At 43.3% G+C, this 21,373-nt stretch carries 18 protein-coding genes and 1 tRNA gene; 4 read left to right on the top strand and 15 right to left on the bottom strand.

What is annotated here, in order from left to right; translation table 11 throughout:
* Window position 1: 1 nt before the first annotated feature.
* The 3 genes from H5993_RS06405 to H5993_RS06395 are packed head-to-tail and all read right to left on the bottom strand — an operon-like array spanning window position 2 to window position 3,141.
* The gene (locus H5993_RS06405) at window positions 2-958 is read right to left on the bottom strand and encodes an IpaB/EvcA family protein (protein ID WP_180871376.1); all 957 of its coding nucleotides are present in this window, start codon (window positions 956-958) and stop codon (window positions 2-4) included.
* The gene (locus tag H5993_RS06400) at window positions 945-2,210 is read right to left on the bottom strand and encodes a hydroxymethylglutaryl-CoA reductase, degradative (protein WP_204776696.1); all 1,266 of its coding nucleotides are present in this window, start codon (window positions 2,208-2,210) and stop codon (window positions 945-947) included. Before H5993_RS06400 ends, H5993_RS06405 begins: the two co-directional genes overlap by 14 nt.
* Window positions 2,203-3,141, bottom strand: coding sequence for a Ppx/GppA family phosphatase (locus H5993_RS06395; protein ID WP_180871374.1), 939 nt, complete (start codon window positions 3,139-3,141; stop codon window positions 2,203-2,205). Before H5993_RS06395 ends, H5993_RS06400 begins: the two co-directional genes overlap by 8 nt.
* Before the next feature lie 235 nt (window positions 3,142-3,376).
* On the opposite strand from H5993_RS06395, the gene helD reads away from it, so the two are divergent.
* From helD to H5993_RS06380, 3 genes are all read left to right on the top strand, one after another.
* On the top strand, window positions 3,377-5,659 hold the full coding sequence (helD, locus tag H5993_RS06390; RefSeq protein ID WP_204776698.1) for an RNA polymerase recycling motor HelD: 2,283 nt from the start codon (window positions 3,377-3,379) through the stop codon (window positions 5,657-5,659).
* 74 nt (window positions 5,660-5,733) lie between these two features.
* Window positions 5,734-6,321, top strand: a complete 588-nt coding sequence (locus H5993_RS06385) for a uracil-DNA glycosylase family protein (RefSeq protein WP_180871373.1) — start codon at window positions 5,734-5,736, stop codon at window positions 6,319-6,321.
* A 231-nt stretch (window positions 6,322-6,552) separates the two neighbouring features.
* Window positions 6,553-7,458, top strand: coding sequence for a DMT family transporter (locus tag H5993_RS06380; protein ID WP_204776695.1), 906 nt, complete (start codon window positions 6,553-6,555; stop codon window positions 7,456-7,458).
* A gap of 257 nt (window positions 7,459-7,715) precedes the next feature.
* Here H5993_RS06380 and H5993_RS06375 read toward each other — a convergent pair whose 3' ends face one another.
* The 9 genes from H5993_RS06375 to H5993_RS06335 form a co-directional block, all read right to left on the bottom strand.
* Window positions 7,716-8,888: a cation:proton antiporter gene (locus H5993_RS06375; RefSeq protein WP_204776694.1), complete on the bottom strand. Its 1,173-nt coding sequence runs from the start codon at window positions 8,886-8,888 to the stop codon at window positions 7,716-7,718.
* Between the two features lie 159 nt (window positions 8,889-9,047).
* Window positions 9,048-10,307 carry a D-alanyl-D-alanine carboxypeptidase family protein gene (locus H5993_RS06370; protein WP_204776693.1) on the bottom strand — a complete coding sequence of 420 codons (1,260 nt, stop codon included), beginning with the start codon at window positions 10,305-10,307 and terminating at the stop codon, window positions 9,048-9,050.
* Between the two features lie 230 nt (window positions 10,308-10,537).
* A tRNA-Thr gene (locus H5993_RS06365) sits at window positions 10,538-10,611 on the bottom strand.
* A gap of 220 nt (window positions 10,612-10,831) precedes the next feature.
* On the bottom strand, window positions 10,832-11,422 hold the full coding sequence (locus tag H5993_RS06360; protein WP_204776692.1) for an alpha/beta fold hydrolase: 591 nt from the start codon (window positions 11,420-11,422) through the stop codon (window positions 10,832-10,834).
* An 8-nt stretch (window positions 11,423-11,430) separates the two neighbouring features.
* The gene (locus H5993_RS06355; RefSeq protein ID WP_204776691.1) at window positions 11,431-12,258 is read right to left on the bottom strand and encodes an exodeoxyribonuclease III; all 828 of its coding nucleotides are present in this window, start codon (window positions 12,256-12,258) and stop codon (window positions 11,431-11,433) included.
* A gap of 147 nt (window positions 12,259-12,405) precedes the next feature.
* Complete coding sequence (locus H5993_RS06350) at window positions 12,406-13,362, bottom strand: aldo/keto reductase (RefSeq protein ID WP_204776690.1); 957 nt, start codon at window positions 13,360-13,362, stop codon at window positions 12,406-12,408.
* 94 nt (window positions 13,363-13,456) lie between these two features.
* On the bottom strand, window positions 13,457-14,821 hold the full coding sequence (locus H5993_RS06345) for an APC family permease (protein WP_204776689.1): 1,365 nt from the start codon (window positions 14,819-14,821) through the stop codon (window positions 13,457-13,459).
* 335 nt (window positions 14,822-15,156) lie between these two features.
* Window positions 15,157-16,170, bottom strand: coding sequence for a lipoate--protein ligase (lplA, locus tag H5993_RS06340; protein WP_204776688.1), 1,014 nt, complete (start codon window positions 16,168-16,170; stop codon window positions 15,157-15,159).
* Between the two features lie 2 nt (window positions 16,171-16,172).
* A complete protein-coding gene (locus H5993_RS06335) occupies window positions 16,173-16,595 on the bottom strand; it encodes an OsmC family protein (RefSeq protein WP_204776687.1) in 423 nt (140 codons plus the stop codon).
* Window positions 16,596-16,989: 394 nt separating this feature from the next.
* Between H5993_RS06335 and H5993_RS06330 the strand changes: the two genes are divergently transcribed.
* Complete coding sequence (locus tag H5993_RS06330) at window positions 16,990-17,784, top strand: SDR family NAD(P)-dependent oxidoreductase (RefSeq protein ID WP_180871363.1); 795 nt, start codon at window positions 16,990-16,992, stop codon at window positions 17,782-17,784.
* A gap of 326 nt (window positions 17,785-18,110) precedes the next feature.
* On the opposite strand, the gene H5993_RS06325 is transcribed toward H5993_RS06330, so the two are convergent.
* The 3 genes from H5993_RS06325 to H5993_RS06315 all read right to left on the bottom strand — a co-directional run bounded on the left by H5993_RS06325 (window position 18,111) and on the right by H5993_RS06315 (window position 21,289).
* The gene (locus tag H5993_RS06325) at window positions 18,111-19,484 is read right to left on the bottom strand and encodes a DHA2 family efflux MFS transporter permease subunit (protein WP_428980932.1); all 1,374 of its coding nucleotides are present in this window, start codon (window positions 19,482-19,484) and stop codon (window positions 18,111-18,113) included.
* 291 nt (window positions 19,485-19,775) lie between these two features.
* Window positions 19,776-20,573 carry a hypothetical protein gene (locus H5993_RS06320; protein WP_180871361.1) on the bottom strand — a complete coding sequence of 266 codons (798 nt, stop codon included), beginning with the start codon at window positions 20,571-20,573 and terminating at the stop codon, window positions 19,776-19,778.
* A 131-nt stretch (window positions 20,574-20,704) separates the two neighbouring features.
* Window positions 20,705-21,289: an Lreu_0056 family protein gene (locus tag H5993_RS06315; protein WP_180871360.1), complete on the bottom strand. Its 585-nt coding sequence runs from the start codon at window positions 21,287-21,289 to the stop codon at window positions 20,705-20,707.
* Window positions 21,290-21,373: the final 84 nt, after the last annotated feature.

The raw sequence follows: 21,373 nt of genomic DNA, 5'->3' as shown, positions 1-21,373 counted from the left end.
ATCACTTCCTTAAAATGTACGGAATACCATGGTTTTCCAAAAACTCTTGCACTGGTTGGTCATAGAGTTTAACGAAAGTTTCTGGCTTATTAGGTTTGGGGGCATCAATTACAAATGAATTTTGCCCATCGTTGCGTCGTACCCCAACATAAACATCTTTTTCACCGTGTCGCCCAGTCATTTCAGAGTGAAAAATTTCAAAAACTTGCCGGACCTTTAATCGTAATTGTCGTTCACTCAGCGCGGGCGTTAACGTCGTAAATTCCCGATTCCGTAAAGCTGGTAACCCCCACTTCTGGAGTTGTTGATCAAACAGGCCAAACAACTTTACAATTTGGCGTCGCATTTCAAAAGGCGACGTAACTGGCTTAGTTGCCCACTCTTGGTACAACTTTTGGGCAGCCGCAAAGGCAAGCGGATAATCTCGTTTTAACTCCGTAGCAACTTGATCAAGGTGGTCACCATAAAAGACAATCGCATCAAGCAAGGTAAGTAAGCGGAGGGTCCGTTCATCATTATCCCCGGCCTTCTCCGGCTTTAAGGTTGCCTGAATTCCCTTTAAATATTGGGCTTCAATTTCAGTATCAATCAAGCCGTGTTGGCGTTGGACATCGACCACTACCCGGTGCATGGCTGTATCGTAAAGGTCGGTCGCCATAATCATCATCTGTTCATCGAGCTGACTGTTACCCAACGACAATTGGAAAAAGATCTGCGGGAAGCCTTTTAACAACATCAACAAGTGTAATAATTCATGACTCGCGGTGTAATCCGGGGCCGTAATATCATTAACGGTAATAAATAAACCGCCCGGCAAAACCTTTTGACTCGCTTGGTCATGGCGGACGTAACCAGTTTTTTGATCACCAAATTGAACGAAGACGCTTCCTTCTGGATAGTTTGCGTTAACCTCATCCAATAATTTTTTAACTTCTGTGTTTAATTCAATTTGTGCCATGTTGGCTTCTCATCTCCCTTAAAATCTCCCGGGCAAGCGTTGCGTCCACATGAGCATGTTGCTGTAGCTGATCCACTAAGATTTCGACTTCAGCAGTGGTTGCCCCCACGCTCATTGCTAAGGAACGGTATTGTAATCTCATATGACCAGCTTGAATCCCCGCGGTGGCTAGCGCCCGTAAAGCGGCTAAATTTTGGGCTAGCCCGAGACTCACGATCACCCGCGCGAGTTCTTGGGCTGTTTGAATTCCACTAATTTGATAATTAACCTTGGATTGAGGGGTTAACTTAATTGAACCCCCAACTACGCCCACTGGCATTGGCAAAGTTAGTTGCCCGACTAACTGCTCCCCATCCAAGTGCCAAGTAGCTAATCCTTTATAATGGCCATCCTTAGCGGCGTAAGCATGGGCCCCACTTTCGATCGCCCGCCAATCGTTACCGCTGGCTAGCACAGCCGCATCAATACCATTCATGATCCCCTTATTATGGGTTGCTGCCCGGTAAGGATCAACTTGAGCCAGTTCGCTTAATTTGGCAATCTTTTCTGCGACTGACGCCCCATCAAATTGCGGAGTTGCTAAGGCTGTAAAGTTGACCCGACAAGTTACCGCGACTAAGGATTGGTCAGCGAGGTTACTGAGAATGGCCGTTAAAACATGATAGCCACTTTGTCGTAAATTTTGCGCAACCGCTTCAACCATTGTATTGACCGTATTAGCTCCCATCGCTTGTTGGACATCAATTAAGAGATCCACGCTGATAAAGTCACCAACTTGACGAATCCGTAAATGTTTAGCCCCACCACCACGCTTTTTCATCGATGGATGGGCACCATTGGCAACTTGGAGTAATTCATCCTGATGCATCAATAAATCAGTTGTTACCCGCTCAGGATTCTCAACATCAGTTAAAACGACTTGCCCCACTAAATAGCGTTCCTTCGCTTCAGCAAAAAAACCCCCACTTTGGGCGACTCGCTTAGCACCATTTGAAGCCGCCGCAATGACTGATGGTTCTTCGGTTGCCATTGGAACGGTGTAATTTTTCCCATTAACAACTAGTCCAAGGGCCACTCCTTCCGGCAAGCGATAATCAGTAATGTAATTTTCAATTACCAAATTGTGCTGCATCGTCATATTAGCCTGAAGTTGTTTAAGGGTCGCTGGATCCAGTTGCCGTCCTTGAACTAACCGTACTTGCCGATCAATTAGTGACCGCCGATAAAAACCGTGTTGCCAATCTTCAGCCATTTTCCTTCGGTCCTTTCTGCTGTTGGATGTATTCAGTGATTATTCCTTCACGCACACCGCTTTCGGAGAAAATCACCCGTCCATCGCTATTACGCTGCAATAAACAAATTAATGGTAGCATCCCCCCGATAATAATATCGGCACGATCAGGCTCTAATCCACTCATCTTTTTTCGCTGGGATAAATTTCGGTTTAACAGTTCCCGGAAGGTTGCATAGACCACGCGAGCTGACAGCCGATAGCCATGGATGCGGCCGGTTTGCTGATGGCGGTGTGACTTACTCATTCGCGCTAAAGTTCGGTTAGCTCCCCCCAAGAGGACAATTGGGACACGATTAGCATATCGTAACCACGGTACCTTATTAAAACGGTCCGTAACTAAAGTCTCCGCCCGGAAAAGATCACTTGCTTTGACATAACCACCCAAATGAAATTGTTCAGATAAGTTAACCGCTCCAAACGGCAGTGAAATCAAATCTCGAGCACGCTGGTTTTGAACAAGCACTAGCTCACAACTTGCACCCCCAACATCTAAAATCAAGCAGTGATCCATCTTTAATGTCCGAACGACCCCTAAATAATCATAATAGGCTTCTTGCCGGCCAGATAAAACCCGAAGTTCAATTCCCACTTCATTTTTAACCCGGTTTAAAAACTCACCTTGGTTTTTAGCTTGCCGAACTGCTGCCGTTGCAATTGCAACCACGGTTAAATTTGGAATTCCGGTATACAAACGTTTAAAACGTTTCAATGCCGCAATCGTACGATTTATTGCGGCTGGTTGGAGCATGCGCTCTGGTCCCATTCCCTCGGACAAACGACTATTTTCCTTTACGCGTTTAACTTCACGGTACTCACCATCACGTGAAATTCGAGTAATCGCTAGCCGAGCAGAATTGGAGCCCAGGTCAACGATTGCAAGGTTTTCCACGGCTCCTCACCTCTCTTCAATTTAAGATTAATTTCAGTAAAATATCACTTTTAATAATACCATTTTCTAAAGGTAGACAGAAGAAAAAAGAAAAGGGAATGTAAGCTTTTTAGCCGAATAATTGACACTATCCCACGAAACGATAAATCTTGCGTTCAATCAGCTTCCTCACTACAATAGAAACACTCAATCAACGGAAAAAGTAATCAAAGCATAAGGAGGTTCTATCTTGAACATCACTGATCAAGAACTTCAAACAGAACAAGCACGGGTCGATCTGGTCATTCAAGCAATTGATGAACAAATCATCCAAACAAAAGCAGCCGTTAAAAAGGCCCACGCTGAAACTCGGGCCGTGGAAAAAAACTACGGTGCCAATACTTCTATTAACCGCTACGAAATTGATGATATTGCCGAATCACGGGCTGAAATCGAACAGCAACGACGCCTCCTATTTCAAGCCAGCGAAAACGAAGATATCCTAAAACGCCAATTGGCAACTCTCCAAGAACTAAGACACAGCCCCTACTTTGGGCGGATTGATATTCTCGACCCTGGCGAAAAAGAGCCTGAATCACTCTATATTGGCGTAGCTTCTTTAATGAATAATGATAAGAGTGACTTTTTGATCTACGACTGGCGAGCCCCAATTTCGGGAGTTTATTACAATGGTACCCTCGGAACTGTAACTTACCCAACCCCAAATGGTTCACAAACCACTAAACTGGTTAAAAAACGGCAATTTACAATTGTGAACGGTAAAATCACTAACATGTTTGATACCAACGAAACGGTAGGGGATGAGATGCTACAAGCAGCGTTAGGCCGGCAAAATGATCAATACATGCAATCCATCGTCGCTACGATTCAACAGGAACAAAACGACATTATCCGTAATACAACAAGTGACTTGTTAGTTGTCCAGGGGGTCGCCGGAAGCGGAAAAACCTCGGCCATTTTGCAACGAATCGCTTACCTACTCTTCCATTCGCGCGATTCCTTAAATGCGGATCAGATTGTCCTGTTCTCTCCAAACTTACTTTTCTCTCAATATATTTCCCAAGTCCTACCAAAGCTTGGCGAAAAAAACATGCGTCAAGTCACGCTAGCTGGCTTTTTACGCCGGCGGTTTGAAGGGCTAAAAGTCGAAACGCTCTTTGAACGGTATGAAAAAGATACCGCTTCGAACCCCACGCAAAAATATTTGGAATCCGCAGCGGTGATGAAAGCAGTCGAAGCTTACCTCGCGAATATGCAGGCAAAAACCGTTCAGCCAGCCTTTATCACTGTCACTTTTAACGAAACGCCATTCTTCACCGCCGATCATATTCAATCAATCTACGATGCTCAGCCAGCCTCAATGGCGGTTGCCGACCGGCTTTTAGCAACTAAAAATGCCTTAATTAAAGAACTTAAGGGCCGAATCCGCGAAGAAGCGAAAAAGGACTGGGTGGCCAAAGAACTGGATGAATTAACCACCCAGCAAATTACCAAGTTGATGGGTAAACATTCCGTGGATGATTTTAATAGTCCTGATCACTTAAATCACTATCTAGCACGCCGGTGGGCTCACAAACGACTCCGAACCGTTTATGATGCCCTTTTCAATAATTACTTTATTGATTTTTACGCCCAATATCATCACTTCTTGCAAACTTTACCGCTTGAGCATGCCAACCAAATTGCTAAAGCCTTCTATAATCAATTAGAATGGCATCAAATCAGCTTAGTTCATACTGCTCCTTTAATGTACTTACGGGACCTAATGAGCGCAAGTGGCATCAACCGGGCCTTTCAATATGTCTTTATTGATGAAATGCAAGACTATTCTCCCGCGATGTTGGTCTACTTACACCACGCTTTCCCACTCGCCAAATTCACTATTCTCGGTGATAGTGAACAAGCACTCTTCTATCCACTCAAGCTTCCAGCGGAACTCCTTAAACAGACCCAAACAATCTTAGCTGCAAAGCATCCCCGGTTAGTGACATTGCGGAGGGCTTACCGATCAACTAAAGAAATCACCGACTTTGCCAAGGCCCTCCTTCCAGACGGTGACCAAATTGTTTCTTTTACCCGCCACGGAGAAGTTCCTGAACTAATCATGACCAACAAGGGGGAAGAATGGCAAGTAAACCTAATTGAAACTGTGAAAAAAGCGCGTTCTAAATATGCGACCGTTGCTTTATTAACTAAGAATCAAGGAGTCGCTCAAAAAATTTACCAGCTTCTCTATGGCAAGATAGCAAAACTAACGGTGCTTTCCGATCAAGACAGTTCTCTTCCAACCGGGGTGATCATTCTCCCAACTTATCTTGCCAAAGGACTTGAATTTGACGCCGTCATTATTCCTGATGTAAGTCAACAAGCAATGTCATTGGATGACACCGGATTATTATACACAATGGCTTCCCGGGCAATGCATCAGTTGACTCTTCTTAGCCAAGGACCAGTGAGTCCGGTCATTACTCCGGCTGCTCGAAAGTTAATTCAAATAAAAATGACCAATTTGCAATAAAATTGATTTAAATCAATTACAATCCTTCCGTTATATGCTAGGTTAAGGAAAATTCAAGGAGGTTAGGTGGAAAAATGACCCAAACATTAGCTGAAATTATTAACGCAATTAAGGCTGATCCCGAAAATGCTAAATATACCGCCCAAGGGATTGACCCGCTCTTCAATTGTGATCCAGAAGCAACGATTTTAATTATTGGCCAAGCTCCTGGAAGAATTGCGCAAGAAAAGCGGATCTTTTGGGATGACCCTTCCGGTGATCGGCTCCGGGATTGGATGGGAATCGACCGCGATCAATTTTATCACTCCGGCAAAATCGCCGTGGTCCCAATGGACTTTTACTTTCCTGGAAAAGGAAAATCTGGGGACCTACCACCCCGTAAAGATTTTGCAGCTAAATGGCACCAACCAATTCTTAAGCTGATGCCTAAAATTCAGTTAACGCTCCTAGTGGGCTCATACGCAACCAAGCGATATTTACACTTAAAGTCATCTGCCAAGTTGACGGATATTGTTAAAAATTACCAAGCATACCAGCCGGAAATTTTTCCACTGGTGCATCCTTCACCCCGAAACCAAATTTGGATGAAGAAGAATCCCTGGTTTGTTGAACAGGTCCTGCCAGATTTAAAGGTTGCTGTTCAAAAGGCAATGCTAGCTTAACTAAGCAACGATCAAAACCAACCTCAGTCGCTAACCAAATTAGTCGCTCCAACAGCATTTGTGGATTAACCTTTCTACTTTTCTCCCTTCCAAGCCGTTGTGAACTTTTTTCCGACCTCATTTTCAGCTGGCCACTTAATTCATTTACGTTTAGTGCATAATTAATCATTTAGCTATGATATACTGATTAGACTGCATCAATTTGTAAAACTAAATTAAAGGGAAAACATTATGCAAAACTATCACAACGTCTCTAAGGGGATTTTCTGGGCCGGGATCGGGGCTGCTAGCTGGGGAGTATCCGATACTGTCCTCCAGACTCTTAGTCAAAACATCAATATTCCAGCCTTGTGGATGCTTGCTACCCGGACTTTTTTTTCGGGGCTAATACTCTTAATTTACAATCTCATTGTTTATCGAAAAACCACCTTTACTATTTTCAAATCACCAGCGGTACTCCTATCAATTATTAGTTATGGGGTCTTCGGGTTAGGTTTAAACCTTTACACCTTCTATATTTCAACCCAAGAAGGCAATGCTTCAATGGCCACAATCTTACAATATCTTTCACCATTGTTTATTGTCATTGGAGCCGTGGTCTTTCAGCATGTCCGGCCAAAAGGAACTGATTTAATCTCGTTCTTCTTGGCCCTCCTGGGCGTCTTCTTTTGTATTACGGCCGGTGATTTTACCCACCTATCAATTTCCTTTTCCGCTTTTATATGGGGATTAGCTTCGGGAATTGCGGCGGCCCTTTGTATTGTCTTACCAAAGAAAGCAAACGAAACCACCCCACCACCGGTTGTTCTCGGTTGGGGAACCCTTATTGCCGCTTTGATGTTTAACTTGATTCATCCGATCTGGACTAATCCACCGCATGTTACGACTTCGTTAGTGGCTTCAATCGCCTGTGTTGTGCTACTCGGAACAATTATTCCGTTTGGCCTATTACTCCATGCTAGTAATTTTGCGCCATCGGATGTGGTTTCGATCATGGACGCTCTCGAACCAATCGTTACCATCATTTTAAGTGTAATTTTTCTGCGCTTCCACGTTAACTTAATTGAAGCTATTGGTGTAATTATCGTCTTAGTGGCTATTTTTATCCTGCAACAGGGCCGGAAAGTAAATGGTTAAGCAACCAAAGAAAGAGGGTGGGAAGAAACTCAAGTTTCTTCCCACCCTCTTTTTCATCTCCGAATGTTACTCAGTAACTAAGGTCAAAAAGCACGGCCTTAGCGGATAAGTGCGAACGAAAGGTCGATTCTAATGAATCAACCTTCGTTCTTCTTATCCCAACCAGGCCGTCAAGGAGCTTTTTTCCCATCCTCTCTTGTCATCCCCGCATGTTACTCAGTAACTACGGTCAAAGCAGTTGCTTCCCTAACACTCAGCTATTCTGTTGCCCCTAAATGATGGGTTGCCTTTAGCGAATGTTTCAAAATAAATGGCGCTAGCAAGGTTGCTAAAACGATAACCGTGATCACATCGGAATAATACTCAGACGATAGTAAATGCGCTTCGTAACCAATTTGGGCAGTAATGAGTGACATTTCCCCCCGGGCGATCATCCCACTCCCGATAATGTAAGAGCTAGGGACTGAGAAGCCCATCAACTTTGCACCACCACCGGCCCCAAAAAGCTTCGTCAAACAAGCTAAGATTGTCATAATGATGATAAAAATCCAGGATTCAAGCGAAGTTGCTAATTTCATTGAAAGGCCAACGTTAACAAAGAACACCGGAATAAAGATGGAATAGCCAATCGGCACAAAACTTCGATTAATCGTTTCTTTCTTTTTGGTATTAGCAACCGCAATTCCAGCAAAGAAAGAACCAACCGCCCCACTAAGGCCAACGAAGTCTGCTAAAGCCGCCATACCAAGGCAGATAACCATCGCCATCACTGAAGTTGAAGCAATTGTCAATAGTTGGCCAGACAGGTGAATCAAATACGGTGCCAACCACCGAATTAAGAGATACGTTCCGCCAAAAAATAGAATTTGTTTAACTAAGGTAAATAGAAGACTACTGTGACCAACTTCACTACCACCTGCGGTACCACTCATACTAATTAAGATACTTAAGACCATTACGGCCCCAATATCATCAGCAACCGCTGCGCCAAGAATTGTGGCCCCTTCTTTCGAGTTTAATTGCCGATATTCTCTCAAAACTGCCACAGAAATACTAACCGAAGTCGCCGCAAAAATCACCCCGATAAAGAGTGATTCAAACCATTGGAGGCCAAAGAGATCTGCCGCAATTCCCATTACGACAATTGGTAACAAAATCCCTGCTAAGGCAACTACGACTGCTGGTTTCAGATATTTTTTCAAAAGGGAAAGATCACTTTCCATACCAGCGATAAACATTAAAATGATGACTCCAATTTCTTGGAACTCAAAAATCATCCCACCTGGATAAATCCAATTTAAAATTGCTGGGCCTGCCACAACCCCGACTAAAATCTGCCCAATCACATCCGGGATGCCAACCCGATTACACGCATGTGAGACAATCTGGGTTACAAGTAAAATTCCAGCTAAGGTGGCAATAAAAGCCATCAAAATCCTCCCTTTCTATAATTTTTCAGGTTAAGCTTTCTTATTTAAGGAAACCTTAGACCAATTTACGACAATTTAAAGAGCTAATCTTAATTATACCAATAAAAAAGGCTTCCTGTGAACTCTTTGGAATCACTGGAAGCGAAGTTTTCAGAAAAGTTAATTATCCTCAATTATCTGATGCCAGAGAATTTGGAAAAAATTTGCTTGGCGCACTGGGATACTGGTTTCGATTGGCGCCTTTAATCCCTTAGTATCAAGCGTTGCAATCCCATTTTCTTGGGCATAGACGGTCCCAATAACTTGGTTAGCACCAACCGGCGCACGAAGTAATTCCCCCCGTGCTAATGATTTTATTAGTTTGATTGTCATCCGAGGCGCAGCGTTACTAGTCGTTTGCTTTCCCCAAACTACTAATTTTGGTGCTGTAACGTTAACTTCTGTTGGCAAGCCACCCGTAACTTTGACATTTTGAACATCTTCGGTTAAGGCTAGTTTTTGGGGTTGAAGATTTTGTCTAACTAGCCAACGGTACATGGCTTGAGTCACCGTAAATCGATCATCAGATTGGCCATTGGCGTGCAAGACGATAGTAATAATTTTGCGGCCTTGATAAGTTGCCGCCGTAGCTAAACAATATCCAGCCGCATTTGAAGTTCCTGTCTTTAGACCAGTGTATTTAACTTTTGCAACTTGATAAGCCGCATCCGTCAGTAATTTATTGGTTGTTGCCAAGGTCCCCGCTTTCCCAGTTAAGGTAAAAGTAGGTTGGCTAGCAATTTGAGCAAGCTGAGGTTCATTGTTAACTAATACTGAGGCAATTTTAGCCACATCAGATGCAGTCATCATGTTTTCTGCACTTGATTTAACCCCTTTAACTTGTAATGATTTTGGCAGATCACCATTTTGCAATCCAACCGCATTTACAATCGTGGCATTGTTTACGCCCAATTGTTTTGCCTTCTTTTGTAGTTTCTGATTGAAAGTTGCCGTGCTGTCCCCCTTTGCCCCAGCTAAAGCTAAAGTTGCTCCATCAGCCGATTTGATCAGCGCGGTCGTTACTAATTCCTTGACTGAATATGCTTTACCAACCGTCAGGCCAGCATTCGAATACTCAGGATTATTGGCCACTTCACCAACCGCTGGTGTAATCTTAACCTTAGTTTGCCAACTCAATTGATGGTGGTTAATCTCATCTTGAATCACTAATACCGTCAATAATTTACTTAACGAAGCAATTGGTAATTTTTGATCAGCATTTTGTTCCTGTAAAATTTGACCAGTTTGGGCATCAACCATTAAAGTTGCCCGGGCATTAAACTTTGGGGTCTGCGTCGTTGCCAGTGCTGGTACAAGCCCAGCCATTAAAACCATCCAGAATGTCAAAATGATTGTCAGCGTCTGTTTTATTATTTTCATGTTACGCTCCTTAAATTTGCTTCGTAATAATTTTACACTGAGCGTTTGATTAATTCAGTTATTCAACAAATATTAAAGGAGTTTTAATAAGCCGTTACCCAACAAAGCGGCCGGGTCGCTTTTTCCTCCATTCGTGCTTGTCGATTACTCTCAAAGAAACACTAAGCCGTATCGTACCACTGCTTACGGACGCAAAGCCTACCGTCAACGGCTTTTGCTAACGATCTTTAAGCCATCTAGCGGACTTGAACCGCCGACCTCATCCTTACCATGGATGTGCTCTACCTAGCTGAGCTAAGATGGCATTTCTAGTATACCAGAATTTAATGTTTTCTTCGTAAGCAAACAAAAAAGAGCCTAAGGAAAACTTAGCCTCTCCAATTTGATTCTCATCCCATCCATGAATTTTCGCAATCGTTTTTGTGAAGCAATTAAAACCAACTGCGTTAATTCACGTTACTAGGATACACTTCTTGATTTTCTTTAACAAGCCGTTTGGATAATCTGTTTCACGTGGAACAACTTTATCTTAAAATTTCATTTAAGGCGTCAAAAGTTGCCGTCATTAATTTGGTTCCCATTTGGGGAATCATTGTTAAATGCCCTTCTAACAAGCGGTGATACAAGTCCTCCGCTTGTTGTTTGTGGCGTCGATCTTGTTCACCGCAAAAAATATCTGTCCGGCATTGAATGTGCATCAATTGGTTAGTTAAATCTCGTGCGATGGTTGACTTAACGAGTTGTCCGGTTGCCACTTTATCTAATGCCGTCGCTTTAAAACTCCCCTTGCTCTTAAAGTGAATACCCGATGATAATACCAAATGTTTTTCCGTCTGATACATTGGGGTAATTAACATTAAGCGGTCGATCCGGCCAAACTGAGTGGTTGCAACATTTAAGGCTAAAAAGGCCCCAAAACCGTGGCCAACCAGAATTACCGGTTGCGGTAATTTTCGAACTAAATGAACCGTTGCTGCTGTCACTTGGTCGAAATCACCACTCTCACCATTTAATTCGCGATAGTCAGCAATCTGCAACTCGCGGTGACCGACATTGAGCTGATGCCACTCTTCAAGGGGACTTACTAAATCTGGTAATACTAATACCGTTCCCATTTACTCACCTACAAATCAATATCCAACAAAATTGGGGCGTGATCACGCCGTTCACCAGTATCGACCATTGTCGAAGCTTTAAGCTGATCCTTAAGTCGATCACTAACTAGCCAATAGTCAATCCGCCACCCCGAGTTATTTTGCTTAGAAGTAACCGCTCGTTGGGCCCACCAAGAATAAGCCCCCGTCATTTTGGGATTTAAGTAGCGAAAAGTATCCACAAAGCCGGCATCCAAAAGCTTCGTAAAGTGTTCCCGCTCTTCATCAGTGAAACCAGCAGAATGATGATTATTACCCGGATGAGCTAGATCGATTTCTTCATGGGCAACATTAAAGTCTCCACTAGCAATTACTGGTTTTGCTTGATCTAATTGATGTAAGTATTTTCGGTAACAGTCATCCCAAATCTGTCGTTCGGCTAACCGCTTTAAGCCATTCCCTGAGTTAGGCGTGTAAACTTCTGTCAAATAGAAAGTTGGAAATTCCAAAGTAATAATTCGTCCCTCTTGATCCATCGGCGCAGGGGCCCCGATTTCAGGATACGTAACCTTCGGGTCATAAGTCTGCTTAACTAAGTACATCGTCCCCGCATATCCCTTTCGGGCTGGCTCAACCGAAGAACGCCAGAAGACCTGGTATTCAGGGAAGAAGTCTTTCAACGCCGCTACATGCTTTTTGGTTGGACCATCCTTGGAAAGCTTTGTTTCTTGAATGGCAATTACGTCGGGCTGTTTTTCCGCTATTTTCTTTAAAACTGCCCGGGTTTCTTCGGCCCGGGCCGAGGTTCCCGTTAAGGCAGCATTGATTGAATCAATATTCCAAGAAATAAATTTCATTTTTTGAACCCCTTTTTGATTTACTATTACCTAGTATACAAGAAAAGCACGTTAAGACGTCAAATAATCACTAACAAAATTAAAATTGGCGACCTAACGTTAGTAAAACATTAAGTTGCCAATTGCTGGTAAATTTACTTATAACCTTTATGGTAAATCATTTCCTGCCGCAAAATAGAGATCGTACCATTCCTGCTTGGTTAATTCAACGTCGCTTCCCTTGGCGCTATCAAGAATATGTTGTGGATTAACCGTTCCCAGTAATACTTGCATGTGTGCGGGGTGCCGCAGGATCCACGCAACCGCAATGGCATTCTTGGAAACCTCATACTTATCCGCTAACTTAGCTAACAGCTGATTTAACTTGGCGTAATGTTCATCATCATTGATAAAAGTCCCATTAAACATCCCCCATTGGAATGGTGACCAAGTTTGGATTGTCATCTTGTGCAACCGGGTATATTCAATAATTCCACCATCGTGATTAACCGAACGCTCATCCGCCATATTCGTATGGATTCCAAAGTCAATCATCCCAGTGTGCGCCAAGCTAAATTGAACTTGGTCAATCAGCAATGGTTGCCGAACCCCACTTTGTAAGAACTCAATTTGGCGGGGGTTAAAGTTTGAAACCCCAAAATGACGGACCTTTCCGCTGGTTTCCAATTCATCAAAGGCAGCCGCTACCTCATCAAGCTCCATTAATGGGTCTGGCCGATGAAGTAAGAAAGCATCCAAGTAATCAATATCCATCCGCTTTAAGATCCCATCAACAGCTTGAATGATGTGATCCTTTGAGAAATCATAACGTTGACCAAAGGCGAAGTCCCCGTGTGAACGTGCTGGGTCTAGGACAATGCCGCCTTTGGATTGAATAAAGAGTTGATCCCGGCTAATCCCCGCTTCTTTCATTGCGGCTCCAAAGTGTTCTTCAGAACGACCATTGCCGTAAATATCAGCAGAATCAATGTAGTTGATTCCTGCTTCTAAAGCAGCATTTAACGCGGCCGCCGTTTGCTTGGTATCCAGAGTTGCCATCCGCATCGTTCCCAATGCTACATTTGAAGTAGTCCAATTTGTTCCACCAATTGCTACTTGTTTCATAATGCGCCTTCCTTTCTTTGTAACCACGTTTCTTACTATAAGTATACAATAAATAAAAAGCAACCGTTTTCGGGTTGCTTTAACTTAATCGCATTTACATAATATGTTGTCGCGCATAAGTGAAATAGAAGATGATCCCAAAGGCAAGCCAAGCTAGGTAAGTCAGCCAAGCATCTAAACTAATGTTAAATAACAGCGCGATACAAATAATTACCGAAAGAATCGGAATAATATTTCCCAACGGGACCTTAAATGGATGCTCCAAGTTTGGATGTTGTTTTCTCAATAAAATAACAACTAATGAAATTAAGGCAAAGACCGTCAACGAACCAACATTAGCGATCAGGGCCAACTTCCGTAAGTTGACAAAGCCAGCTAAAATTGCGGCCATGATCCCATTAATCCAAAGTGCCCGATTGGGGCTTTGGTACTTATCACTAACCTTAGCCCATGCTGATGGCAAAAAATTACTCCGACTCATCGCCATCGTGACGTTTGCTCCGGCATAGACAAAGGCATAAACCACGGCCATAATTCCCAGGATCGCTCCAGCAGAAATAATTTCTGCCGTTACCGTGTGACCTTTAATCAAAAGGACGGTTGCCATCGCTTCGGAAACATTCAAGTCTTTGTAAGTAACTACCCCCGTCATCACCAGACTGACAATGATATAAAGCGTGGTGGATACAATTAAGGAAATGATGATTGCCCGGGGAAGGTTTTTTTGTACGTGTCGAGCATCCTCAGCTGAAGTAGCCAAAGCATCAAAGCCAAGGAACGTAAAGAAGACCGCCGAAGCTCCTGACATCACCCCACTAGTGCCATATGGTAAGAAGGGGTGCCAATGAGCTGGATTAACATCCCTTACACTGACGACAATGAAAAGCAGAATAATCGCTATCTTCACTACGACCAAAGCATTATTTAAGAACTTACTCTCACTGGTTCCCCGTGTCAAAATAAACGTAATCAGTAAGGTCATCAATAAGGCTGGTAAATTAACCATCCCCCCACTTGCCGGATTAGTTAAGAGGGCTTGGGGCAGGTGAACGCCAATTTCTTCCAAAAACGATTGGAAATAGCCGGTCCACCCGTTGGCAACCGTGGCCGTCGTGGTAATATAAACGCCAATCAACGTCCAACCAGCGAGAAAGCCCATAAATTGCCCCATGGTAACCCAAGCATAAATATAAGCACTCCCCGAATTGGGAATGGTTGTCGATAATTCAGCGTAGCACATTCCGATTAGACCACTTGCTAAGGCCGCAATTAAAAAGGAAAAAACCACCCCAGGTCCAGCATCGGTCGCCGCAACCACCCCCGTTAAAACTAAAATCCCGGTCCCAATCATCGCCCCGATTCCTAAAATCGATAAATCAAAAAGGCTAAGGGTCCGTTCTTCCTCCGGTTTAGCACTAATGCTTCGTAGGAGATGATTAATATCAACTTTATTATTCATAAATTTCTCTCTTCCTAGCTTTTTCCCGATATTTGAGATTTTGGTTTTCCCACCAATCTCATTGGGTTATCAATAACTAAATGATAATTTTTAACTCGAGTAGTGATGAGTTTTAACATTTTTAGTGTAATTAAGGGTAGCATGTGAAAAATTAAAGCGCAAACTTGCGAACTCAGCTATAAAAAGAGAACGAAGTAATAAAAATAAAGCAAAACGGCGGATTATCTTTATAAAAGTCGCCATTTTGCTTTATCGAAACCAAGTAAATCCGTTTTTTAACTTATTTTTATTAAGTAGGTCGTTTCACATGAAACTTCCTCTTGCCATCATGAATATTACTCTTGCCGGAGTAGCAAATCGATGACTGCTTGCCGAGGAATCTTACCAAAGTAAGCACTGAGATCCAAAGTTGCTAATGCCTTTTTAACACTTTGACGGTCATAACGAATTCCAAGTAAACGCTTTTCAAATTCTTGCACGTTGGCTTGACCAAAGAAATCACCGAATGTCTTTAAGTAGGTAATTTTCCCGCCTTCAATCTGAAGCCGAAAATCAATTGTCCCCTGAGTGAAATGTTGCCGGTGTTGGATGGCCGCGGCTGGTGATTGGCCATAAATCCAATCCCAGTTTGAGAATAAACGTTGATTCAAGTCACTAACCGCCTGCTTCGTAGCAGCATCAAGTTCATATGCCTTGGCTTGGGATAAATCAGCTACCCCTAAAATCTTCTTTGCTAAGGTATCCCGAAATTGTTCAATCGTTAAATCCTGATACTCCGGGGAAAAGTATGGCTTTAAATTAGTAACCCGGGAGTGGACGGACTTAATCCCCTTTGCCGCAATTTTATCCTTTGGAACCGTCAAAGCATCGCTAATCACATCCAAATCAACATCATACATTAACGTTCCGTGAGAGAACATCCGCCCGTGTTCTAAGCGCATCGCATTCCCGGAGAACTTCCGGCCTTCAATTTGGAGATCATTGCGGCCAACTAATTCAGCCTTAGTAGCCCCCATTTCATGTAAGGCATCTAAGACCGGGGTGGTAAACTTAGCAAAATTACCGTTAGAATTACCATCATCCTTTGTAATAAAGGAAAAACTTACATTCCCCAGATCGTCAAAGACTGCACCTCCCCCAGAAGTTCGCCGCGTCACAATGATATTATGTTGTTTTACGTAATCAAGGTTAACTTCATCGTAGACATTTTGGTTGCGGCCCAAGATAATGCATGGCGAATTAATGTAAAAATACAGAATCGGTTCGCTTAGGTCAGCATGTTCCATCAAAATTGTTTCTAGGGCTAAGTTATAGCGAATATCGCGACTATCGGTTACTAAATATTTCACTGCTAAACCTCCTCAAATTCATCTACTAATTTGATTGTTACATTGGGATTGGCGCCTAATAATTTCGCCATTGGGCAACGTTGCTCCGCCTTTTTCAGGATTGCTTGCGCGGTTTGGCGATCAACTTGGGGGATCTTAACGTACGCCGTTACCCAAAATTGATATCCCGGCGTATCGGGTCCCATCTCACTTTTTACTCGAACCACGCTTTGATGATCGTAGCCCCGTCGTTTTTCTTCAGCTTCAATTGTTGCATTAAGGCAAGTGGCAAGGGCTAAGCCGACTAATTGTTCCGGATTGGTCCCGGCAACTGGCTTTAATGGACTACTAACTTGGACTTGTAATTCACCATCTAAACTCCTCGCTGTCCCCTGAATTCCGGTTGCATTTTCGACCCAAGTGGTGTACTTGACTTCCTTTTCCATCTCTACGACCTCCCTTTCTAACTTTTTGTTAGCGTTATCATCATTATAAACTTCCTAATTAATCCGTACAGCTTTTTTTGAAACATTTTTCCAGTTTTTGTTCAACAAAGCGGTTAGCCAGTGACTGAACTAGTCTTCACACTCCAAAGGCACTTTTCTGAGCGGCCACTTTAAAATTCAAATGATAATCAATTAGAACTTTTTTGCACAAATTTTTTAGCAATGGTCTAGGAATTAAAACGCCTTCAAAACCGTCACAAACTATCTTTTATCTTGCGAAAGGTTCTTTAATAACAATATTTATTCACAAATTACTTGCTTAGTTTGTGAAAATATGTATAATAATAACCGTTAGCAAATGTTAAATGTTTCACATTAAAGGAGGAACCTAGTTATGTCTGAAGAAAAACGCGTCGCTGTTGTTACCGGTGGTGAACGGGGAATTGGTCGAGGGATTACCAACCGCTTACTCAAGGATGGTTACTATGTCGTAATTGCCAACCGGAACGAAGCCACCGGGAAGCAAGCCGTTGCTGAATTAGAAGCAGCTGGTTACCAAGGAAAAGTCGTTTCCGTTGCCGGTGATGTTAGTGAAAAGGCTAGCCACGAAAAGTTTGTTCAAGCTGCCGTTGATAACTTCGGTCGATTAGACACTTACATTAACAACGCCGGGATCGCCCAAATCAAGCTCCTCCAGGACGAAACGAAGGAAGACATGGACGAAATCTTCCAAACCAATGTTTACTCAATTCTTTTCGGGATCCAAGCCGCTACGGCCCAATTCCGGAAGCAAGCAGATGGTGACAAGATCCGGAAGATCATTAACGCTTCATCCATTGCTGGTCACGTGGCCTTCGACATGCTTGGAGCTTACTCTGCTACTAAGTTTGCCATCCGGGGGTTAACCCAAGCAGCGGCTAAGGAACTTGGCCGGGATAAGATCACAGTTAACGCCTACTGCCCAGGGATCGTAGGTACTGACATGTGGGACTACATTGACGAAAAGATGGTTGACGCTTGGGGTGGCGAAAAAGGACAATACCTTAAGAAGTACTCCGGCTTAATCACGATGGGCAGAGTCGAAACGGCCGATGACGTTGCCGGTTACGTTTCCTACTTAGCTTCTAAGGATTCTGACTACATGACTGGTCAAGCGGTTCAAATCGACGGTGGAATCCAATTTATTTAATATCGATACATTAAAAAAAAGCGAGGGTGGGAAGAAACTCAAGTTTCTTCCCACCCTCTTTTTCATCTCCGAATGTTACTCAGTAACTAAGGTCAAAGCAGTAGCTGAATGGCAGTTGCCTCCCTAACGGTCGCACCAACCTATTCAGCCTTGCATGGGCTCACAAACGCCAAACCAGTTGGCTGGTTCGCTCCAAAGCACGGCCTTAGCGGATAAGTGCGAACGAAAGGCCGATTCTAATGAATCAACCTTCGTTCTTCTTATCCCAACCAGGCCGTCAAGGAGCTTTTTTCCCACCCCCTTTATTTGGTCACTAAAGGCCAAGCTTATTTTTCGTCAATCTTAATCGAATGACTTACTGGCCGGCCCTTCAATTGCGTAGCGACAATGAAGGCAACAATAATCAAGGCAATTGTAAAGTAGAAACCAACGTGGGCCCCAGCGGTAAAACGAGCTGCTTCGGAGCCAGTTGCGGCATGGCGACCAAATTCTAAGCAAGAAGTTGCCAAAGCCGTTGATAAGGCCCCGGTAACTTGTTGAATCGTATTTAAGATGGTCGAGCCATCCCCCGCTTCCCGACCACTCAATGCATTCAAAGCTGAGGTTTGGGAAGGGGACATTGCTAATGGCGCCCCAATCATTAACACGATGTGGGCGGTAATGATGTAAGCCACCGTTGCGTGATCAGAAGCCATCGCTAACATCAAAGCCCCGATCAAGGCAATTACTAATCCAATCATGGCTGGCTTCTTGGCTCCGATATTATCGTACATCCGACCAGCGACAGCCGAAGTAATGGCGTTAACAACTCCCCCAGGCAACATGATGATCCCGGTTAAGGCCACCGCGATCCCAACCCCATTTTGGATGTATTGGGGCATCAAGTACATGGCCGAAAGAATAATCCCAAAGTCTAACATGACCACCAAGGTTCCGACTGTAAAGTCCTTGTTTTTAAGAACCCGTAAATTCAAAATAGGATTTTCGAGTTTTAATTGCCGGTAGACGTACAAACCAAGAACAACAATCCCAACTAATAGACTAACAATTACTTGCCAGCTGCCCCAACCGTAGCGACTAGCTAGACTGGCACCAGCAACAACTCCGGAAAAACCGATAATTGATGCCAAAATTGATAGTAAATCAATCTTCGGCCGCGTTAAACGACCAATATTTTCCAGTTCAAAAATAGCGAATAACAACGCCAATATTAAAAATGGGATAAAAAGCCAAAAAATCCAGCGCCAAGAAGTCATCCCCAAAATCATCCCGGTTAAGGTTGGCCCAATAGCGGGAGCAAACATGATAACTAAGGCCATCACCCCGTTAACGGCACCTAACTTTTCTGGAGGAAAAATTTGCATTGCCACCGCAAACATCAAGGGCAAGATTAATCCGGTACCGATTCCCTGAATCATCCGCCCGGTTAATAGGATTCCAAAACTTGGGGCTAAAGCAGAAATGGCACTCCCCAAAATAAAAATCAATAGGGCAAAAATAACAATCTTTCGGGTGGAGAACCACTTGGTAATAATTGATGACAAGGGCATAATAATCCCAATCACGAGCATGTATCCTGTAACTAACCATTGTAGGGTAGCGGGGGAAAGTCCAAAGGCCAAGCTTAATTTTGGTAAAGCAATATTAAGTGACGTTTCTGAAAACATCCCAACAAAAGCTCCCAGTAACATCGAAACCATCGCCAATTTCGGGTGGTTAACTCGTTGAATACGATGGCTTACTGGTTGAGTTTGTGTATTATCCATATATATTTTTCACTCCTTCTCTCAGTTCACAATTGATTACCTTACCAGAAAATTTTTGTTGACGTAAGTAAAAATTTAATTATATTTGCTATAACCGTGAATGAAAGCGGAATCAAAAAAAGGAACCCGGAAATGTCCATACCGCGAAAATTTAGGGAAATAAAAAAGCTAGCCCGCCGGACCATCCCCGCTTGCTAGCTAATTATGTTTTGCATCAATAAATACTTATTTCACCCAACTCAACACCTTGGCCATTAGCTTTTGCCACTTGTCTTGGTGATGATTATTGTCACTTTCCCAGCCATTCTTGGTCGTTGGTTTATCGGCACTCACTGAATGCAACTTGACTTTTTGGGTATTAACAACTGGAGTTTTGGCCACCGTCATCTTAATGGCATTCCCGTTGCTATCGTAAGCAACATTATTTTTAACTTTCCAGCCATTCACGATTTTCCCAGTATTATCGACCACCCGGTTATCAACAATCCGGTAACCATTCGCAATGGCTTCCGCTTGCGATTGCTCAACTTGAACGGTTGCTGGGTGAGTAATGATTGTCTTTGGTGGCGTCGAAGTTGTTGTCGTTGATTTTGCCGTTGAATTGGTAGTCGCTTGATTAGTAGTTGCCGCCGTCTGACTGTTTTCAAGCGTTGCTAATTCTGACTCTAATTGATTTAACGTTGCTTGATCAGCCGCTAAGGTCTCCTTGGCCGTTGCTAAGGTCACTTGAAGCGTCTTCGCTGTATCTGAACTAGCATCTAAATTAGCCAATTGAGTCTTGATTTGGTTGACTTGATCATTATCTGATTGAACCTTCAACGCCGCTGCCCGAACCGCTGCTTGCTTCGTTGCTAATTGACTTGTTAAAGCTGAACTGGTTGTTGTGTTCTTGACTGGTGTCGCATTAGTTACCACCGCCGCTTCCGTATCGGCATGAACTCCACTATTAGTGGAAATCATCCCCGTCACCGCAAAGGTACTTACCGCCACGGTAACGACAAAGCGTTTAATACTTCCCTTCATTTTTGTTCATCCCCACCAAATTTCGTACTATCCCTTTATCATCTCCACCATTATACACTTTTTAGATGACATTCGTTTTACAAAAAGTGAGCGAACCGGCCCACGGACCCCCGCTCACTCAAATGATTGATCTAATAAGTCGTAACTTCATTGGCAGCTTGGTTAATAGTGTCTTGTTGACTTGCCGTATGGTAGTATTGACTCTTCAATTGATCGATAGTTGTCGTGGTCTTCGCAAAGTCTTGTTCAGCCGTTGTCTTCCCCGTTTGGTCTTGGAGAGTATAGATCGTGACTTGATTGCCATTAACCGTGTAGTAGACCGTACTTGCGGCTGTCCCACCACCAATTGCTTGGCGACCTTGTGGAGCTGACCCGCGAATTAACTTCGTTAGGTTAGTATAACCACTGGCCCGATAAATCAAAACCGCCAGTTGGTTATCGGTTAATTGTTGGTTACTAGTACTAGTCGTTGATTGGTTCGTGGTGCTTGATGCTTGACTCGTCGCCGAACTAGTCGAGCTCGATTTAGAACTTGCACTAGTTTTAGAATTCGTATCAGCACTCGCCGCCTTTTTTTGGTGACTAGAATGTTTGGTTGCTTGCGTGGTTTTAACCGTACTGCTTGAAGAAGAATCCGTGGCACTAGATTGATTTCCGCAGGCGGCTAAACTAATGGCTGCCCCTAAGGTAACCCCAAATAATAGTAATTTTTTCATCAGGCTTCTGCTATATAAAATGTGAACAAATATAATCATGAATTAGATTTGATTATATTTGAGAAAGAATTATATAGTTTTCCT

This window comes from Limosilactobacillus alvi (assembly GCF_016900115.1).
Classification (GTDB): domain Bacteria; phylum Bacillota; class Bacilli; order Lactobacillales; family Lactobacillaceae; genus Limosilactobacillus; species Limosilactobacillus alvi.
The sequence above is the reverse complement of the archived record's forward strand: the minus strand, read 5'-3'. Positions and strand labels throughout refer to the sequence as shown.

Bases quoted from the DNA above. Each gene is read 5' to 3' on its own strand.
- H5993_RS06325 (WP_428980932.1), bottom strand. From the start codon at position 19,484: ATGGTTTCGATGTTACTGGGAGCTTTTGTTGGGATGTTTTCAGAAACG.
- H5993_RS06370 (WP_204776693.1), bottom strand. From the start codon at position 10,307: ATGAAAATAATAAAACAGACGCTGACAATCATTTTGACATTCTGGATG.
- H5993_RS06385 (WP_180871373.1), top strand. From the start codon at position 5,734: ATGACCCAAACATTAGCTGAAATTATTAACGCAATTAAGGCTGATCCC.
- H5993_RS06330 (WP_180871363.1), top strand. From the start codon at position 16,990: ATGTCTGAAGAAAAACGCGTCGCTGTTGTTACCGGTGGTGAACGGGGA.
- H5993_RS06345 (WP_204776689.1), bottom strand. From the start codon at position 14,821: ATGAATAATAAAGTTGATATTAATCATCTCCTACGAAGCATTAGTGCT.
- H5993_RS06360 (WP_204776692.1), bottom strand. From the start codon at position 11,422: ATGGGAACGGTATTAGTATTACCAGATTTAGTAAGTCCCCTTGAAGAG.
- H5993_RS06405 (WP_180871376.1), bottom strand. From the start codon at position 958: ATGGCACAAATTGAATTAAACACAGAAGTTAAAAAATTATTGGATGAG.
- H5993_RS06380 (WP_204776695.1), top strand. From the start codon at position 6,553: ATGCAAAACTATCACAACGTCTCTAAGGGGATTTTCTGGGCCGGGATC.
- H5993_RS06320 (WP_180871361.1), bottom strand. From the start codon at position 20,573: ATGAAGGGAAGTATTAAACGCTTTGTCGTTACCGTGGCGGTAAGTACC.
- H5993_RS06315 (WP_180871360.1), bottom strand. From the start codon at position 21,289: ATGAAAAAATTACTATTATTTGGGGTTACCTTAGGGGCAGCCATTAGT.
- H5993_RS06350 (WP_204776690.1), bottom strand. From the start codon at position 13,362: ATGAAACAAGTAGCAATTGGTGGAACAAATTGGACTACTTCAAATGTA.
- H5993_RS06335 (WP_204776687.1), bottom strand. From the start codon at position 16,595: ATGGAAAAGGAAGTCAAGTACACCACTTGGGTCGAAAATGCAACCGGA.
- H5993_RS06355 (WP_204776691.1), bottom strand. From the start codon at position 12,258: ATGAAATTTATTTCTTGGAATATTGATTCAATCAATGCTGCCTTAACG.
- H5993_RS06400 (WP_204776696.1), bottom strand. From the start codon at position 2,210: ATGGCTGAAGATTGGCAACACGGTTTTTATCGGCGGTCACTAATTGAT.
- H5993_RS06375 (WP_204776694.1), bottom strand. From the start codon at position 8,888: ATGGCTTTTATTGCCACCTTAGCTGGAATTTTACTTGTAACCCAGATT.